Source organism: Glaciimonas sp. PCH181, assembly GCF_003056055.1.
In the GTDB taxonomy this organism is placed as follows: Bacteria; Pseudomonadota; Gammaproteobacteria; order Burkholderiales; family Burkholderiaceae_D; genus Glaciimonas.
This window is the reverse complement of record NZ_PYFP01000002.1, coordinates 696677-713098: the sequence shown is the minus strand read 5'-3', so window position 1 is coordinate 713098 and position 16422 is coordinate 696677. Positions and strand designations below refer to the sequence as shown.

The 16422-nt window shown below is 52.7% G+C and carries 15 protein-coding genes and 1 tRNA gene; 9 read left to right on the top strand and 7 right to left on the bottom strand.

The annotated features are described in order from the left end of the window. Positions 1-31: 31 nt before the first annotated feature. The 4 genes from prpF to prpB form a co-directional block, all read right to left on the bottom strand. Positions 32-1222, bottom strand: a complete 1191-nt coding sequence (gene prpF / locus C7W93_RS16395) for a 2-methylaconitate cis-trans isomerase PrpF (RefSeq protein WP_108441358.1) — start codon at positions 1220-1222, stop codon at positions 32-34. 87 nt (positions 1223-1309) lie between these two features. Then, positions 1310-3904, bottom strand: a complete 2595-nt coding sequence (acnD, locus tag C7W93_RS16390; protein WP_108441357.1) for a Fe/S-dependent 2-methylisocitrate dehydratase AcnD — start codon at positions 3902-3904, stop codon at positions 1310-1312. A gap of 208 nt (positions 3905-4112) precedes the next feature. Further along, a complete protein-coding gene (gene prpC, locus C7W93_RS16385; RefSeq protein WP_108441356.1) occupies positions 4113-5261 on the bottom strand; it encodes a 2-methylcitrate synthase in 1149 nt (382 codons plus the stop codon). A 64-nt stretch (positions 5262-5325) separates the two neighbouring features. Then, positions 5326-6213 carry a methylisocitrate lyase gene (prpB, locus tag C7W93_RS16380; RefSeq protein WP_108441355.1) on the bottom strand — a complete coding sequence of 296 codons (888 nt, stop codon included), beginning with the start codon at positions 6211-6213 and terminating at the stop codon, positions 5326-5328. 257 nt (positions 6214-6470) lie between these two features. Between prpB and prpR the strand changes: the two genes are divergently transcribed. Further along, positions 6471-8114 carry a propionate catabolism operon regulatory protein PrpR gene (gene prpR, locus C7W93_RS16375; RefSeq protein WP_108441354.1) on the top strand — a complete coding sequence of 548 codons (1644 nt, stop codon included), beginning with the start codon at positions 6471-6473 and terminating at the stop codon, positions 8112-8114. A 466-nt stretch (positions 8115-8580) separates the two neighbouring features. Continuing rightward, positions 8581-8832 (top strand): prevent-host-death protein, encoded by a 252-nt coding sequence (locus C7W93_RS16370; RefSeq protein WP_108441353.1) that lies wholly within the window; start codon positions 8581-8583, stop codon positions 8830-8832. A gap of 162 nt (positions 8833-8994) precedes the next feature. Here the strand turns inward: C7W93_RS16370 and C7W93_RS16365 are convergent. Then, positions 8995-9070, bottom strand: a tRNA-Phe gene (locus tag C7W93_RS16365). Between the two features lie 84 nt (positions 9071-9154). On the opposite strand from C7W93_RS16365, the gene C7W93_RS16360 reads away from it, so the two are divergent. From C7W93_RS16360 to C7W93_RS16340, 5 genes are all read left to right on the top strand, one after another. Beyond that, entirely contained in the window at positions 9155-10444 is a 1290-nt protein-coding gene (locus tag C7W93_RS16360; RefSeq protein ID WP_108441352.1) for a UbiH/UbiF family hydroxylase, read from the top strand. A 55-nt stretch (positions 10445-10499) separates the two neighbouring features. Next, positions 10500-11192: a DsbC family protein gene (locus C7W93_RS16355; RefSeq protein ID WP_370446502.1), complete on the top strand. Its 693-nt coding sequence runs from the start codon at positions 10500-10502 to the stop codon at positions 11190-11192. 78 nt (positions 11193-11270) lie between these two features. After that, entirely contained in the window at positions 11271-11867 is a 597-nt protein-coding gene (locus C7W93_RS16350) for an NTP transferase domain-containing protein (protein WP_108441350.1), read from the top strand. Between the two features lie 126 nt (positions 11868-11993). Further along, on the top strand, positions 11994-12464 hold the full coding sequence (locus tag C7W93_RS16345) for a DUF3429 domain-containing protein (RefSeq protein ID WP_108441349.1): 471 nt from the start codon (positions 11994-11996) through the stop codon (positions 12462-12464). Positions 12465-12660: 196 nt separating this feature from the next. Continuing rightward, on the top strand, positions 12661-14466 hold the full coding sequence (locus C7W93_RS16340; RefSeq protein ID WP_108442173.1) for a M61 family metallopeptidase: 1806 nt from the start codon (positions 12661-12663) through the stop codon (positions 14464-14466). Between the two features lie 58 nt (positions 14467-14524). Here C7W93_RS16340 and C7W93_RS16335 read toward each other — a convergent pair whose 3' ends face one another. Both C7W93_RS16335 and grxD read right to left on the bottom strand, forming a co-directional pair. Beyond that, the gene (locus C7W93_RS16335; RefSeq protein WP_108441348.1) at positions 14525-15154 is read right to left on the bottom strand and encodes a UbiX family flavin prenyltransferase; all 630 of its coding nucleotides are present in this window, start codon (positions 15152-15154) and stop codon (positions 14525-14527) included. Positions 15155-15165: 11 nt separating this feature from the next. Beyond that, a complete protein-coding gene (gene grxD / locus C7W93_RS16330) occupies positions 15166-15477 on the bottom strand; it encodes a Grx4 family monothiol glutaredoxin (protein ID WP_108441347.1) in 312 nt (103 codons plus the stop codon). A gap of 235 nt (positions 15478-15712) precedes the next feature. Here grxD and rplU point away from each other — a divergent pair, with 235 nt between their 5' ends. Both rplU and rpmA read left to right on the top strand, forming a co-directional pair. Beyond that, on the top strand, positions 15713-16024 hold the full coding sequence (rplU, locus tag C7W93_RS16325; protein WP_108441346.1) for a 50S ribosomal protein L21: 312 nt from the start codon (positions 15713-15715) through the stop codon (positions 16022-16024). A gap of 49 nt (positions 16025-16073) precedes the next feature. After that, on the top strand, positions 16074-16331 hold the full coding sequence (gene rpmA, locus C7W93_RS16320) for a 50S ribosomal protein L27 (RefSeq protein WP_108441345.1): 258 nt from the start codon (positions 16074-16076) through the stop codon (positions 16329-16331). The last annotated feature ends 91 nt before the right edge of the window (positions 16332-16422 follow it).

Genomic DNA, 16422 nt, shown 5'->3' with positions numbered 1-16422 from the left:
GATTTGATCTGGCTTGCGCGGCGTTATTTTCTTAGAACGTATCGCCGGGAACGCGGACCCAGCCCTCCATCAACACGCGGGCGCTGCGACTCATGATAGCTTTGGTGACGCTCCATTGGCCGTTGTTCTGGCTGGCTTCCGCGCCGACCCGTAAGGTGCCGGAAGGATGGCCGAAGCGCACCGCACTTTGCGCACCACCGCCAGCGGCGATGTTGACCAGTGTGCCCGGAATCGCTGCGGCGGTGCCAATGGCAACGGCTGCCGTCCCCATCATCGCATGATGCAATTTGCCCATGGATAGCGCGCGCACCAGCAAATCTATATCGCCAGCAGCGACTTGTTTGCCACTGGAAGATACGTAACCGGCTGGCTTGGCGACGAAGGCGACCTTTGGCGTATGTTGGCGATTCGCTGCCTCATCGATATGTTTAATCAAGCCCATGCGCACTGCGCCATACGCGCGAATTGCTTCAAACTTTGCCAATGCTGCGGTATCGCTGTTGATCGCGTCCTGCAATTCTGTGCCGGTGTAGCCGATCGCTTCTGCGTTGACAAAAATGGTGGGGATGCCTGCGTTGATCATCGTGACTTTAAGCGTGCCAATGCCTGGCACCTCTAAATCGTCGATCAGATTACCAGTGGGAAACATCGATCCACCTTCGCCATCTTCGTCAGCTGCCGGGGCCATGAATTCAAGCTGGACTTCGGCTGCCGGGAACGTGACACCGTCGAGTTCGAAATCGCCAGTTTCCTGCACCGCGCCATCGGTGATGGGCACATGCGCAATGATGGTCTTGGCGATATTAGCTTGCCAGATACGCACAATTGCAATGCCGTTTTGCGGGATGCGATCCGCGTCGACAATGCCGTTACTGATGGCGAATGAACCGACGGCGGCGGAAAGATTGCCGCAATTGCCGCTCCAGTCGACAAAGGCTTTATCGATGGCGACTTGACCGAACAGGTAATCGACATCGTGATCCGGCTTGCTGCTCTTGGACAGAATAACTGTCTTGCTGGTGCTCGATGTGGCTGCGCCCATGCCGTCAATTTGCTTGCCGTAAGGGTCGGGACTGCCGATGACGCGCAACAATAATGCGTCGCGCGCTGCGCCCGGTACTTGTGCTGCTTCGGGCAAATCCTGCAGGCGGAAAAATACGCCTTTGCTGGTGCCGCCACGCATATAGGTGGCGGGAATTTTGATCTGGGGTACGTGGGTCATAGTCGCGTTATCCGGTTAATTTGTGCGGACCATTTTTCATTTCTGGTCCGCACAGCATCACGATAGTTGGATGTTTGTATTGCGTTTTCAGGCAGCCGTAGTCGACTCTAAAAAGTCTTGCGCAAAACGTTGCAACACGCCGCCAGCTTCATAGATCGACACTTCTTCTGCCGTGTCGAGACGGCAAATTACCGGCACTTCTACCCGTTCGCCATTCTTGCGATTAATCACCAGCGTCAAGGTTGTACGCGGTGTACGTTCGCCAATTACGTCGAAAGTTTCGGTGCCGTCGATGTTTAATGTAGTGCGATTAACGCCGGGTTTGAATTCCAGCGGCATCACGCCCATGCCGACCAGATTGGTACGGTGGATGCGCTCAAAACCTTCCGCTGCAATGGCCTCGACGCCAGCCAGACGCACGCCTTTGGCGGCCCAGTCACGTGAAGAACCCTGGCCATAGTCGGCCCCTGCGATCACGATTAATGGCTGCTTGCGTTCCATGTAAGTCTCGATCGCCTCCCACATGCGGGTGACTTTGCCTTCTGGTTCCAGACGTGTCAGCGAGCCTGCTTTTACCTTGCCGTTTTCCAACACCATTTCGTTTTTTAACGTCGGATTGGCGAAGGTGGCGCGTTGTGCGGTCAGGTGATCGCCGCGATGCGTAGCGTACGAGTTAAAGTCTTCTTCAGGCAGACCCATCTTGGCCAGATATTCACCGGCTGCACTATTGAGCATGATCGCGTTTGATGGCGATAGATGATCGGTGGTGATGTTGTCGCCCAATACTGCCAACGGTCGCATGCCCGTCATTGTGCGCGCGCCAGCCAATGCGCCTTCCCAGTACGGTGGACGACGAATGTAGGTGGTTTGCGGACGCCAGTCATATAGCGGGCTGACTTTTTCACCGTTGTCGGCGACCACGGCAAACATCGGCTCGTAGACTTTACGGAACTGCTCTGGCTTGACGCTGGAGGCAACGATGGCATCGATTTCTTCGTCGGAAGGCCAGATATCTTTCAGCGTGACAGGATGACCATCGGCATCAATTCCCAAGACATCTTTTTCGATATCGAAACGGATCGTACCAGCAATCGCATAGGCCACTACCAGCGGCGGCGAAGCCAGGAAAGCTTGCTTGGCATAAGGATGGATACGACCGTCAAAGTTACGGTTGCCAGAGAGAACAGCGGTCGCGTACAGATCACGCTCGATCACTTCTTGCTGAATAACCGGGTCCAGCGCACCACTCATGCCGTTGCAGGTGGTGCAGGCAAAGGCGACGACGCCGAAGCCCAGTGTTTCCAATTCCGACAGCAATTGCGCTTCTTCCAGATACAACTTAACCGTCTTCGAGCCGGGTGCCAGCGAGCTTTTTACCCACGGCTTGCGCGTCAGGCCGCGTGCATTTGCGTTGCGCGCTAACAGGCCAGCGGCAATCATGTTGCGCGGGTTGTTGGTGTTGGTGCAGCTGGTGATGGCGGCGATAATCACGGCACCGTCGGGCATCAGGCCGGGTTCGTTTTCTACCGTGCCGCTGATGCCACGGGCAGCCAGTTCGGAGGTCGGTACGCGGCTATGTGGATTGGATGGTCCTGCAATGTTACGGACTACGGAAGACAGGTCGAACTTGATGACGCGTTCGTACTCGGCATGTTTCAGGCTGTCCGCCCATAGGCCAGTTTCTTTGGCGTAGATTTCGACTAGTTTGACCAGCGCATCATCGCGACCTGTGAGTTTCAGGTATTTGATGGTCTGCTCATCGATGTAAAACATCGCGGCGGTTGAGCCGAATTCTGGCGCCATATTAGAGATGGTCGCACGGTCGCCCAGCGTCAGGTGGGACGCGCCTTCGCCGTAGAATTCAAGATAGGAAGAGACGACTTTCTGCGCACGCAAAAACTCGGTCAGCGCCAGCACGATATCGGTTGCAGTGATGCCCGGCTGCGGTTTTCCGCTCAGTTCAACGCCGATAATGTCCGGCAAACGCATCCAAGAGGCGCGGCCCAGCATTACGCTTTCGGCTTCCAGACCGCCGACGCCGATGGCAAGCACGCCCAGCGCATCGACCATCGGTGTATGACTATCGGTGCCGATCAGCGTATCCGGAAAAGCGATGCCATCTTTTACCTGGACCACTGGCGACATGCGCTCCAGGTTGATTTGATGCAGGATGCCGTTGCCCGGCGGGATGACGTCAACGTTTTTGAACGCTTTTTTGGTCCAGTTGATGAAATCGAAACGGTCTTCGTTACGACGATCTTCGATGGCGCGGTTTTTTTCGAACGCGTCTACATCAAAGCCGCCGCGCTCGACTGCCAGCGAATGGTCTACGACTAATTGTGTCGGTACGACAGGATTGACCAGCGACGGGTCACCGCCTTGTGCCGCAATCGCGTCGCGCAGACCGGCGAGGTCGACCAATGCGGTTTGGCCCAGAATGTCATGGCAGACCACTCGGGCGGGAAACCAGGGGAAATCCAGATCGCGTTTGCGCTCGATGAATTGTTTCAGGGAATCGGTCAGGGTTGCAGGATCGCAGCGGCGCACGAGGTTCTCGGCCAGGATGCGTGAAGTATAGGGCAGTTTGTCATACGCGCCGGGCGAGATCGCATCGACCGCGGCCCGCGTATCGAAAAAATCCAGCTTGGTGCCGGGCAGGGGTTTGCGGTTTGCTATGTTCATGGCTCACTCAGGAAAGAGGGTGTGATCGGGGATTGTGCTTAACGATGCGGCTCTATTTGCGGCCTTGATCGGAATGAACAGCAGGACTTTGGCCTGCTTTGATGTTCAATAACATTGATGCCAGATATTGTATTCAGGTATGACGTTTAATGCATTTTCAAAACGCCGCGCGCTACTGGCAAATATCAGCAGCGCGCTAGTCAACTTATTAGCGTTTGTCGATAGGCACGAAGGCTAAATCGTCCGGGCCGACATAATTGGCTGATGGGCGAATAATCTTGTTATCGATACGCTGCTCGATCACGTGTGCGGCCCAACCGGAAGTGCGCGAAATCACGAACAATGGCGTAAACATCGCTGTCGGTACGCCCATCATGTGATACGAGACAGCCGAGAACCAATCCAGATTCGGGAACATCTTTTTGACTTCCCACATCACGGTTTCCAGACGTTCGGCGATGTCGAACATCGCGGTCGAACCGGCTTCTTCCGACAACTTGCGCGCGACTTCTTTGATTACTTTATTGCGCGGATCGGAAACTGTATACACCGGATGACCGAAACCGATCACGACTTCTTTATTTTCTACGCGGGTGCGGATATCGGCTTCGGCTTCGTCCGGATTGTCGTAACGCTTCTGGATTTCGAATGCTGCTTCGTTCGCGCCGCCGTGTTTTGGACCGCGCAATGCGCCGATGGCGCCGGTGATGGCAGAGTAAAAATCAGAGCCTGTGCCAGCGATCACGCGGCTGGCAAATGTGGAGGCGTTGAATTCGTGTTCCGCGTACAAGTTCAGCGAAACATGCATCGCTTTTTCCCATTCTGCGGATGGTTTTACGCCATGCAGCAGATGCAGAAAATGGCCGCCGATAGACTCGTCATCGGTTTCAACTTCGATACGTTTGCCGTTGGTGCTGAAGTGATACCAGTACAGCAGCATCGAGCCAAGGGATGCCATCAAACGGTCAGCGATGTCGCGTGCGCCCGGCGCATTGTGGTCATCTTTTTCTGGCAACGTGCAGCCTAGTACCGATACGCCGGTACGCATGACGTCCATCGGATGCGATGCGGCAGGCAGAGCTTCTAACGCAGCTTTGACGCTGGCAGGTAAGCCGCGCAAGGATTTTAGTTTGGCTTTGTAGCCTTTGAGTTCGGCAGCTGTCGGCAGTTTGCCGTGGACTAGCAGATAGGCGATTTCTTCGAATTCGCACGTTTCGGCGACATCCAGAATGTCATAGCCACGATAGTGCAAATCGTTACCGGTTTTACCGACGGAACATAGCGCGGTGTTACCTGCGGTGACGCCGGATAGTGCGACGGATTTTTTTGCTTTGAAAACGGTTGGTGCTTCGCTCATTTTTGGTGTCTCCTGACGGAAAAGAATCGGTGTAAATAATCGTATTCAACTACAACGGCGGTGCTTATTTTTTCTGTGCGGCAAACAACGCATCCAGATGCTGCTCGAAATCGTGATAATTGATGCGGTCATACAATTCCATGCGGGTTTGCATGGTGTCGACCACGTTCTTTTGCGTGCCATCGCGGCGAATCGCGGTGTACACGTTTTCGGCGGCCTTGTTCATTGCGCGGAAAGCGGACAACGGATACAACACCAGACCGACATCGGCTGATTTCAGCTCATCTATTGTAAACAGCGGTGTCGAGCCGAATTCGGTGATGTTGGCAAGTACCGGGACTTTGACGGCGGCAGCAAACTGCTTATACATCGCCAGCTCTGTAATCGCTTCCGGGAAGATCATGTCAGCACCGGCTTCAACGCAGGCAATCGCACGTTCCAGCGCAGACTCCAAGCCTTCGACGGCCAGCGCATCAGTACGCGCCATGATGACGAAATTATCGTCGGTGCGAGCATCGACGGCGGCCTTGATACGGTCGACCATTTCCTGCTTGCTGACGATTTCTTTGTTCGGACGATGACCGCAGCGCTTGGCGCCGACTTGGTCCTCGATATGAATCGCTGCTGCGCCAAACTTGATCATCGATTTAACGGTACGCGCCACGTTGAAAGCGCTCGAACCGAAGCCCGTATCTACATCGACCAGCAATGGCAGATCGCATACATCAGTGATGCGGCGCACGTCGGTCAGCACGTCATCCAGATTGGAAATGCCAAGGTCGGGCAAGCCCAGCGAACCCGCTGCGACACCGCCACCGGACAGGTAAATCGCCTTGAAACCGGCACGTTTAGCGAGCAGCGCGTGGTTCGCATTGATCGCGCCGACCACTTGCAGCGGGGATTCTTCTTGCATCGCCTTACGGAAGGCAGCGCCTGCGGAATATTGACTCATGTGTTCTCCTGTTGGATGGCAATTTGTTTCATGCAGAGATCTGCACTGGCATTTTCTCTATACTCAGCAATCATCGTGCCAAGTTTGATTGATAGCGTGAATAGCGTGTCTTAAATAAAAATAAATCAATAAAATCAAATATTTATAGGTATTTTCGATAAAAAATTAACATGCTTGAAAAGCAGGGCGAAAAGAAAAATTGTTTCAACTTATGTTACATTTTGGAATATTGAAACATCATTTTGAACAGTTGAAACATGTCGCCTCCATCTCCTCCCCGCCGTGATGCCACTGATCCCAACCATACGCCGGTAATTTGGACTGTCTCGGTATCGCGCCTTTCCGACCTCTTTCGCGACATTACGCTGGAATACGACGACCGCGCGATTATCGAGCCTATCCATTTGGGCTTCGATGAAGCGGCGCGCCATATCCGTGAACGGATGGAAACCGAGCGCTGTGATGCGGTGATCGCTGCCGGGTCGAACGGTGCGTATCTTAAAAGTCGCTTATCGGTGCCGGTCGTGATTGCCAACGCCAGTGGTTTCGACGTATTGCAGGCGTTGTCTCGCGCACGCCAGATTACACCTGATATCGGGATCATTACTTATCAATCTACCATGCCGGCGCTGAGGGAATTCCAGAAGGCCTTTGGTTTTAAAATTGAGCAGCGCAATTACGCCACCGAGGAGGATGCGCGGGCACAAATAAACGAGCTGAAGGCCCGTGGCATCAAGGCGATTGTGGGTGCGGGTTTGATTACCGATCTGGCGGAAGAGGCCGGACTGGCGGCGGTATTCGTCTATTCCGCAGCATCAATCCGCCAGGCTTTTGACGATGCGTTGGAAATCGCCCGTCTTGCGCAACTGGAAGCGAGCCGCAGTCGCAGTCGGACTATCTCCGCGCCGGTGGTCGATACGCTGCGCGCTAAACATGGCATCAACGATTTGCGCGGCGATTCTCTGGCGATGGAAAACCTGCGTCAATCGATTGTGCTGTACGCCAAATCGCAGGCAACCGTGCTGATTCAGGGCGAAACCGGGACCGGCAAGGAACTGGTCGCGCAAGCAATTCACCGTGAAAATCCCCGCACGATGCTAGGCAACCGGCCATTTGTCGCAGTCAATTGCGGTGCGATTGCAGAGTCGCTGCTGGAGTCTGAATTGTTCGGCTATGAAGACGGCGCATTCACCGGCTCGCGGCGCGGCGGCCATGCCGGACTGTTCGAAGCAGCCCATCGCGGCACGCTGTTTCTGGATGAAATCGGCGAAATGCCGTTGACGCTACAAACGCGTTTGCTGCGTGTTTTAGAAGAACGCGAAGTAGTCCGAGTGGGCGGAACGCGGCCGATTCCCGTCGATGTACGGATCGTCAGCGCCACCCATTGCGACCTGGAGCAGCGCATACGCGAAGGCCGTTTCCGCGCTGACTTGTTTTATCGCTTAGCGGTATTGCGTTTGACGCTGCCAGCGTTGCGTGACCGTCCTGATGATCTGATCGCCTTGGCCGAATGGTGCTTGAAAAAAGCACTGGCCGCTTTGGGCGCCCGCCCGCATCCCGATCTGCACGCCGAAATCGTTACCTGCGCACCGCTGCTCAGCGCTTATGCGTGGCCGGGCAATGTGCGCGAAGTACGTAATTTGATGGAACGACTGGCGTTGTTCCTCGCCGCCGAACCGCTGCAGGCTTTGTCACCGGCGTTCATTATTAGCGTTGCGCCGGAATTTGTTCAGGTCGCATTGCCAGCGCCAGCAATCGCGGCAGTGACAACAAACATTGCGCCACAAACCGCTGAAAGCATTGTGCAAATATTGGCGCGTTTCGATGGAAACCGTGAAGCCGCGGCGAAATATCTTGGGATTAGTCGGACGACGCTTTGGCGCAAGATTAAGAATCAGTGATTGGCGATAATGGCTTTGGGAGGTTAAAGAAAATCCCTATCTTTTCCTCCGTAAAAACCGTTCGCATCAGAATCACAAGTCGAGTACACCCCAAAAATCGGCGAGTTAGGCAGACGGTTGGGAGCCTTGTCTGCAGTCCCGCTAGAGAAGAATTGTGCCTATAAGTCAGGGATTTTTGCTGTTTCTTGATTTAGTTCGCTGCGATTCATCGTACGGTCGGTCAAACCGGATACTAAGAAGCTAAGAAGCGTGAAACATGCGCAGTTTTTGGTTTCATCTGAATAGCTTCATATAAAATTTTTCATATTGAACTATACCGTGCCTGGGTGTCGGCATATCTTGAAAGCAAATTCAACGTTAAATTTATTGAACATTTTGAAAAAAATCAAAACGCAATGAGCGAAAGAATCATTTATGAACCGGCAGACGGTGGACACGTTTCTGTTCGACTTAACGGCGAAAGCCTTTGGCTGACGCAAAAACAATAGCTGACTTATTCACGAGAGAGCGGTCGGTGATTGCAAGCAATGCGGAAAATCTGCGCATTGCCGGTTCGGACAAGCCAGTTAAATCTTTGGCGTCGTGCAAATATATCAAATGGCAAGAAGAAACGCGCGCACTGCTAAAAATTTTGGCGTTAAATAATCGTGAAATTGCGCAAGGCACATTTTGTGACGCCGACGAGGTATTTGCTGAACTGGATAAGGCTGATCACTGATGGGCTAAGAATTCTCACCTTAAGTCGGCGCAGCAAGATTTAAAATCACTCATAGCTACGCAAGAATTTGTATATCGGCTGAGATAAACAGCAAATCGCAGCTGAAAACAAAAAAGGATTACAAGCCGAAGCGTGTAATCCTTTGATAGTCCTACCATTTCTTGGTGGCCCGGGGCGGAATCGAACCACCGACACAAGGATTTTCAATCCTCTGCTCTACCGACTGAGCTACCAGGCCAAGGAGCGGAATTATAGCAAGACATTTTGAATTAGCAAACCCCTTATGTGTTTTTTTTGAATTAGTAGTCGTTATAATGCATTCATGAATGATTTCAGACCCCCCTCCAAGAGCGTCGGCGCTGGTTTAGCGGCGCAAAGTACGCTTTCTATTTCTTCGCGAAATGTTTCTCGTAGTGATATTTGTATCGTCGGCAACGGCGCGGTCGGTAAGGTTGCGGCGTTGGGATTGGCGCAGGCCGGTCTTTCCGTCACCTTATTAGGTGCACCGTTGAAAGGCGCGAGTCGTCCCGATGACGTTTCTGGCGCATGGGATACGCGGGTGTATGCGTTAAATCATGTGGCGCGAAGTTTGCTGTCTGGACTGAAGGTCTGGGATGCGCTGGATGCTAGTCGGGTCGCGCCGGTGGAAAGCATGCTGGTAAAAGGTGGCGCGGACGCCGCTGCTGGCAAGATCAACTTTGATGCTTTTAGTGCCCGGACCAATGCGCTGGCTTGGATTGTTGAAGATCGCAATTTGAATCAGGCGCTCGATGCGGCGCTGAAATTTGCGCATAACGTGCGCGTGGTATATGGCCGTGCGCAGCAAATGACGGTCGATGCCGATGGCGCTACGTTGCAGCTGGAAGATGGCGCCGTCCTGAAATCCGCGTTGTTGGTCGGTGCCGACGGTGCGCAATCGTGGGTTCGCAATCAATGCGAAATCGGAATCGACTATCGGGCGTATCATCAGCGTGCCATCGTTGCTAACTTTGAGATCGAACGGCCGCATCATGATGTGGCGCATCAATGGTTTACGGCCGAAGAGGGGATCGTTGCTTTATTGCCATTGCCGGGCAAGCGCGTATCGCTGGTGTGGTCTGCGCCAGAGGCGTTGGCGGCGACGTTGCTGGGTGAGTCGCTGACTGAGTTGGCAGTGCGGTTGTCGGTGCTGGCTGGTGAGCAGTTAGGGCAATTACAACCGTTGCAGCCGGAAATCGTACAGAATTTTCCATTGTCATTGATCCGCAGCCATGCGCTGGTCGCACCGCGTGTGGCGTTGATTGGCGATGCGGCGCATGTTATCCATCCGCTGGCAGGGCATGGAATGAATCTGGGATTTGGCGATGTCGTGGCACTGATTAAGGTATTAAGTGAGCGCGGCCCGCATCGCGATTGCGGCGATGCGACAGTATTGGCGCGTTACGCACGCTCACGCAAGGAAGAAATTTTGTTGATGCAGGTGGCGACAGACGGTCTTGAGCGGTTATTTGGGCTTGATATCGGGCCGTTGCGCCTGGTGCGAAATGCTGGATTGAACTTGCTGGATAAACTTCCGGTCTTAAAGCGACGATTAATGGGCCATGCTTTTGGCCGCACAGTGGAAAAAAATTAAGGGAGTTGTAATGCAAGTTTGGAATAGTTATTTAAAGCCACTATTGTTGGTGGCGATGATAGGGATGGTAACGACAGCGGCAATCGCCGAAACGCCCCAGGAAGCAAATGTAAAAAAATTAATGGAGCCGCGTTTAGGCGACGGCGTTAAAGTCGACCAAGTGACTAAAACACCTTATCTGGGGATGTTTGAGGTGCGCGTCGGCAAGGATATTTTTTACACCGATGCTCAGGCTAAATACATGTTTGTAGGCCGGATTCTGGATGCGGATAGTTCACGCGATTTCACCAAGGAACGCATGGATGAAATCAGCAAGGTGAAATTTTCTGATTTGCCACTCGATCAGGCGATAAAGGTGGTGAAGGGTAATGGCAAGCGCGTTATTGCGGTCTTTGAAGATCCAAACTGCGGTTATTGCAAAAAATTCCGCAAGACGCTGCAAGAGGTCGATAACACCACGGTGTATACATTTATGTACAACATTCTGGCCCCGGACTCTTCTATCAAGTCTAAAAATGTCTGGTGTAGCGCTGATCGTCATAAAGCTTGGGACGACTGGATGATAAACGGCAAAATACCAGCGACGGCCGCTTCAAGCTGCGTCGATACGCCGAACGATAAAGTGTTGGCGCTGGGGCAGAAACTGAATGTGACCGGCACTCCGACGATTATCTTTACCGATGGCTCACGCATTCCCGGCTTTATCGATGCCAAGGCGCTCGAAGCCAAATTTGCGACTGTTAAATAAGATAAAACATTTTTTAGCGGCGAAGCGGTGGTGGGGCAATAACGTTATATGGCGATAAAGCCCCACCGCTAAACTCTTATGCATCCCCACTCCTCAGAACAAATAGTTGGTATTTTGCTGGCTGCCGGGCGCGGGCGTCGATTTGATCCGAGCGGAAAACAAAGCAAATTACTGCAATTTCTGCCTGACGGCCAGACTGTTCTGGCAAGCGCGGCGAAAAATCTGCGCGCTTGCTCGCCAACCTACGTCGTTTGTCGATCCGATACGCCAGCGGCAACGATGCAATTGGCGCAACAATGCGATGGCAGTGTTTTGCTGACCTGTGCCGATGCGGATGATGGGATGGCGGCGACGCTGGTATGTGGCTTGAAGCAAACGGCGAACGCTGCCGGATGGGTGATTGCTTTGGGCGATATGCCCTATGTACAGGTTGCTACGCTGGTGGCGTTGAAAACTGCGTTGGAGCAGGGCGCTGATATCGCGGTGCCGGTTTTTAATCAGCGGCGCGGTAATCCGGTGGCTTTCAGTCGTCATCATTTATCGCGCTTATTGCAGTTGCGCGGCGATCAGGGCGCACGCAGTCTGCTGCAACAGTTTCCGGTGACAGAGGTCGCGGTGGACGATCCGGGCATCCATCAGGATATCGATACCGTCGCCGATATACCACATTCATAAGCCGTAATGCGCCGATTGAGGTCTCGCGCAGTTGGCAAATGACCAAGGCCGATACGGGTTTGTGCGGATGCCGCTAGACTAGCGGTTTTTTAACGCCTTGCTTCACTAACCGGTCTATCTTCTGCGATGAATCCACACTTCCTAAATAAACGCCTGATCCTTATCCTCGGCTACGCTGGATTGATTCCTTTTGTATTATTGACGTTAGGCTGCTGGTTTGCTAGCCCTGACTGGATAGGTGATTTTATTCGTGGCCAGATGGCCTATGGCGTGGCGGTTTTATCGTTTTTGGGCGGGATTCATTGGGGTGCAATGGTGCTGCGGGCGGATTTGTCTGCTGAGCGGACCAAAAAAGCGTTGATCTGGGGCATTATGCCGACCACGATTGCATGGTTTTCGACCTTATTTTTTGCGTATGGCTATACTTTATTGATCCTTGGATTTATTGCTGCATATCAGGTTGATAAGCGCTTGTTCGTCTGGTACGGTTTGCCAGGCTGGTTCACGGAATTGCGCTATAAGTTAACCTGTGTAGCGGTTGGCGCCATGGTGTTGGCGATGCTTGCTGCCGGTGTGAGAGGAAATTTTAGTGCCTAAATCTAGTCAAAAATCTGCCGTAAAACCTACTGCAAAGGCTGGTGTTAAATCCCTGCCTAAGTCTGTCCAAAAGCAGGTTGCCAAAGGCGGCGTCAAAGCGGTTTCCAAGGCGCGTCTTAAGGCTGTTAAACCGATTAAAGCGCTCGGGAAATCGTTGAAAAATACCAGTTCTCAGGCAGTTGGCGGCAATGGCGCTGTGCATTACAGCATCGTCGCGGCAGATCCTGCGGCGCACTTGTTTGCGGTGACGTTGCAGATCGCTGCGCCAGCGGCGGTCGGACAAATTGTGGCGCTGCCAGCGTGGATACCCGGTAGTTATATGATCCGCGAATTTGCGCGCCATATTGTGCAGATTCGGGGCGAATCAAATGGTCGGACGATTCCTCTCAAAAAACTCGACAAACATTCTTGGCAAGCCGCACCTTGCGATGGGCCGCTGACGTTGCACTACCAAGTGTATGCATGGGATTTGTCGGTGCGCGCTGCGCATCTGGATCAGACGCATGGTTTTTTTAACGGCACCAGCGTATTTTTACGCGTGGTTGGTCATGAAAATGCATCGCATGTAGTGGATATTCAACGACCGCAGGGTGCTGAGTACGATCAATGGCGGATCGCAACGGCATTGCCGACCTTGCGCGCCGGGCGTGGTGCTGTTGGGACGTATGTTGCGGCTAATTACGATGAGTTGATCGATCATCCTGTCGAAATGGGCACGTTTCAACTCGCCACTTTTAAGGCGCATGGCGTGCCGCATGAGATTGCGATTACCGGCAATGTGCCGAATCTGGATATGGTGCGCTTGAGTGCCGATCTGAAAAAGATTTGTGAGACGCAAATTGCATTCTTTGAGCCCGCCGGAAGTAAATTTGCCAGACAGGCACCGATGCAGCGTTATGTGTTTTTGACGCTGGCAGTCGGCGACGGTTATGGTGGTCTTGAACATCGCGCATCGACGGCGCTGATTTGCGCTCGGGCTGATCTGCCGGTGAAGGGCCAGCCGGAATGCAGCGATGGCTATCGTACTTTCCTCGGTCTTTGCAGCCATGAGTATTTTCATACGTGGAATGTGAAGCGGATCAAGCCAGCCGCGTTTGCGCCGTATGATTTGCAAGTCGAAAATTACACATCGTTGTTATGGTTGTTTGAGGGTTTTACCAGTTATTACGATGACTTGATGTTGTTTCGTTGCGGCTTGATCGATCAGGCGGAATATCTGAAGCTGGTAACAAAGACGATCAATGGCGTCTTGCTCGGCAGTGGTCGGGGTAAACAAAGTGTGGCGGAATCCAGCTTTGATGCCTGGGTTAAATACTATCGTCAGGATGAAAACGCGCCTAACGCTATCGTCAGTTACTACACCAAAGGGTCGCTCGTGGCGTTGGCCTTGGATTTGACGATCCGTAGCGAGACTAAAAACAAGAAATCGCTGGACGACGTGATGCGTGTGTTGTGGCAAAAATATGGTCGCGATTTTTATGCGACTAACGACACCGCTGGACGTGGCGTGACGGAAGCCGCGGTTGAGGCGTTGTTTGATGCGGTGACCGGATTAAAATTGAAGCGGTTTTTTGATCGCTATGTACGCGGTACGGATGATCTTCCATTGGAAAAACTGTTGGCGTCCGCTGGTGTGACGATTGCCGATGAGCGCAAAGCAGTGAAGCCCGGCTTGGGTGCGCGCACGACGCGTGGTGGTGCTGAGTGCAAGTTGCTCAACGTGTATGAGGGCGGCGCTGCGCATCGGGCGGGATTGTCTGCTGGCGATGTGTTGATGGCGCTGGACGGTGTACGCGTGACGGCCAATTTGGACGTGATATTTGGGCGTTATCGTGTCGGCGATACGGTAACGGTGCACGCATTTCGGCGCGATGAATTATTGATTTTTAGTGTGAAATTGCTTGCCGATACGACGCCGCAACTGGGTTTGAACGCGATGCAGGGACCGGACACAGCAGTGGCCACGCGCAATGCGTGGTTAGCTGGACGTCATAGTCGCTGATTGATGGGCGCGGTAATTTTGTCTTGAAGGCAGGCGGGAACGGCTCTCTGCCTGCAGATTAGCTGTCTGCCTTCATGCCGCTCCAACGCGGCGTCAGCGTGTGCGCAATTCCATACAGGTCTAGCACGCGCCCGACGGTGTGATCGATCATTTCGTTGATACTTTTAGGACGGTGATAAAAGCCCGGCAGCGGTGGAAAAATGATTCCGCCCATTTCGGTGACACTCGTCATATTCCGCAAATGTGCCAGATTAAATGGCGTTTCGCGCACCATCAGCGTTAGCCGACGGCGTTCTTTCAAGACGACATCGGCTGCTCGCGTAATCAGATTATCCGACAGACCATTCGCGACTGCGGCCAATGTTTTCATCGAACATGGAGCGACGATCATGCCGTCTGACTGAAACGAACCGCTGGCAATAGATGCGCCAATATCGCGCACGTTGTGCGTGACATCGGCCAATGCCTCCACCTCTTTGCGACGCATATCCAGCTCCTGATGCAAATTCAGCACGCCAGCATCGGAGATCATCAAATGGGATTCGATTTCCGGGATTTCGCGCAAAAATTGCAACAGCCGCACGCCGTAAGCAACCCCCGTCGCGCCAGTGATGGCAACGATTAGCCGACGTGATGCGTGATGCGGTGCGGGTGGAGGCTTTGGCTGCTGTCGGGATGCGTCTGACACCGAGAGCCCTTTCAGGCGGTCAGCAAAGTTTTCAGTTCGCCGGACTCATGCATTTCATTCATGATGTCTGAGCCGCCGATGAACTCACCTTTAACGTACAGTTGCGGGACAGTAGGCCAGTTCGAATAGTCTTTGATGCCCTGGCGCACTGTCGGATCTTCCAGTACATTAATCGTCACAATGTTTTCCGCGCCGTTGGCTTTCAGCAGTTGGATGGCGCGACCAGAAAAACCGCACTGTGGAAATTGTGCTGTGCCCTTCATGAATAACACCACCGGATTTGCTGTCACGGTTTCTTTGATCCACGTTTGTACGTCGCTCATGGCAATACCTTTAAATGTTCAGAATGCAGTCATTATATGAAAAAGCGGGCCGCGCCGCTGACGTGACTGAAATGGCACAGAAATAATGTGTTCTTAATGCAATTGTCAAGAGTTTTTGACGCTGATGATAAGTCTATGTATAATCTCAGGTTCTCCCGGCTCCGGATGTCTTTTTATGCCATGCCGGATAGGATGAATTGTTGTTAGTTATTCAATTATTTCGATGAGGTTTCATATGTATGCGGTCATAAAAACCGGTGGCAAACAATATAAAGTTATTGCCGGTGAAAAACTTAAAATAGAACAGATACCTGCAGACATTGGCACCGAACTCACTATTGATCAAGTGCTTGCAGTTGGCGCTGGCGATACCCTGCAGGTTGGGGCGCCATTGGTCGAAGGTGCTACGGTGTCGGTTAAGGTATTGGCGCAAGGTCGCCACGATAAAGTCAAGATCTTCAAAATGCGTCGTCGTAAGCATTATCAGAAGCATCAAGGCCATCGTCAAAATTACACCGAAATTCAAATCGTTTCGATCAACGCTTAATTTAGCAATAAATTACGTCGATTGACTTAACCAAATCCAGGAGTTTTAAATGGCACATAAAAAAGGCGGCGGCACTACGCGCAACGGCCGTGACTCAGAGTCAAAACGACTCGGCGTCAAGGTCTACGGTGGCCAGGCGATTAACGCCGGCGGCATCATTATTCGTCAACGCGGCACTAAGACGCATCCAGGCGAAAATGTTGGCATGGGCAAGGATCACACCCTGTTCGCACTGATTCAAGGCAAAGTACAATTCGTGATCAAAGGCGCTGAAAAGCGTCAATATGTCACTGTTGTAGCAGCTTAAGTTAGTTAGCGCGAGGCGGAAGCCTTGCCGCAAAAGGCTCTGCCGTAGGTAGAGCCTTTTTAGTTTTCTGAGCATGAAAATTATGCGCTGC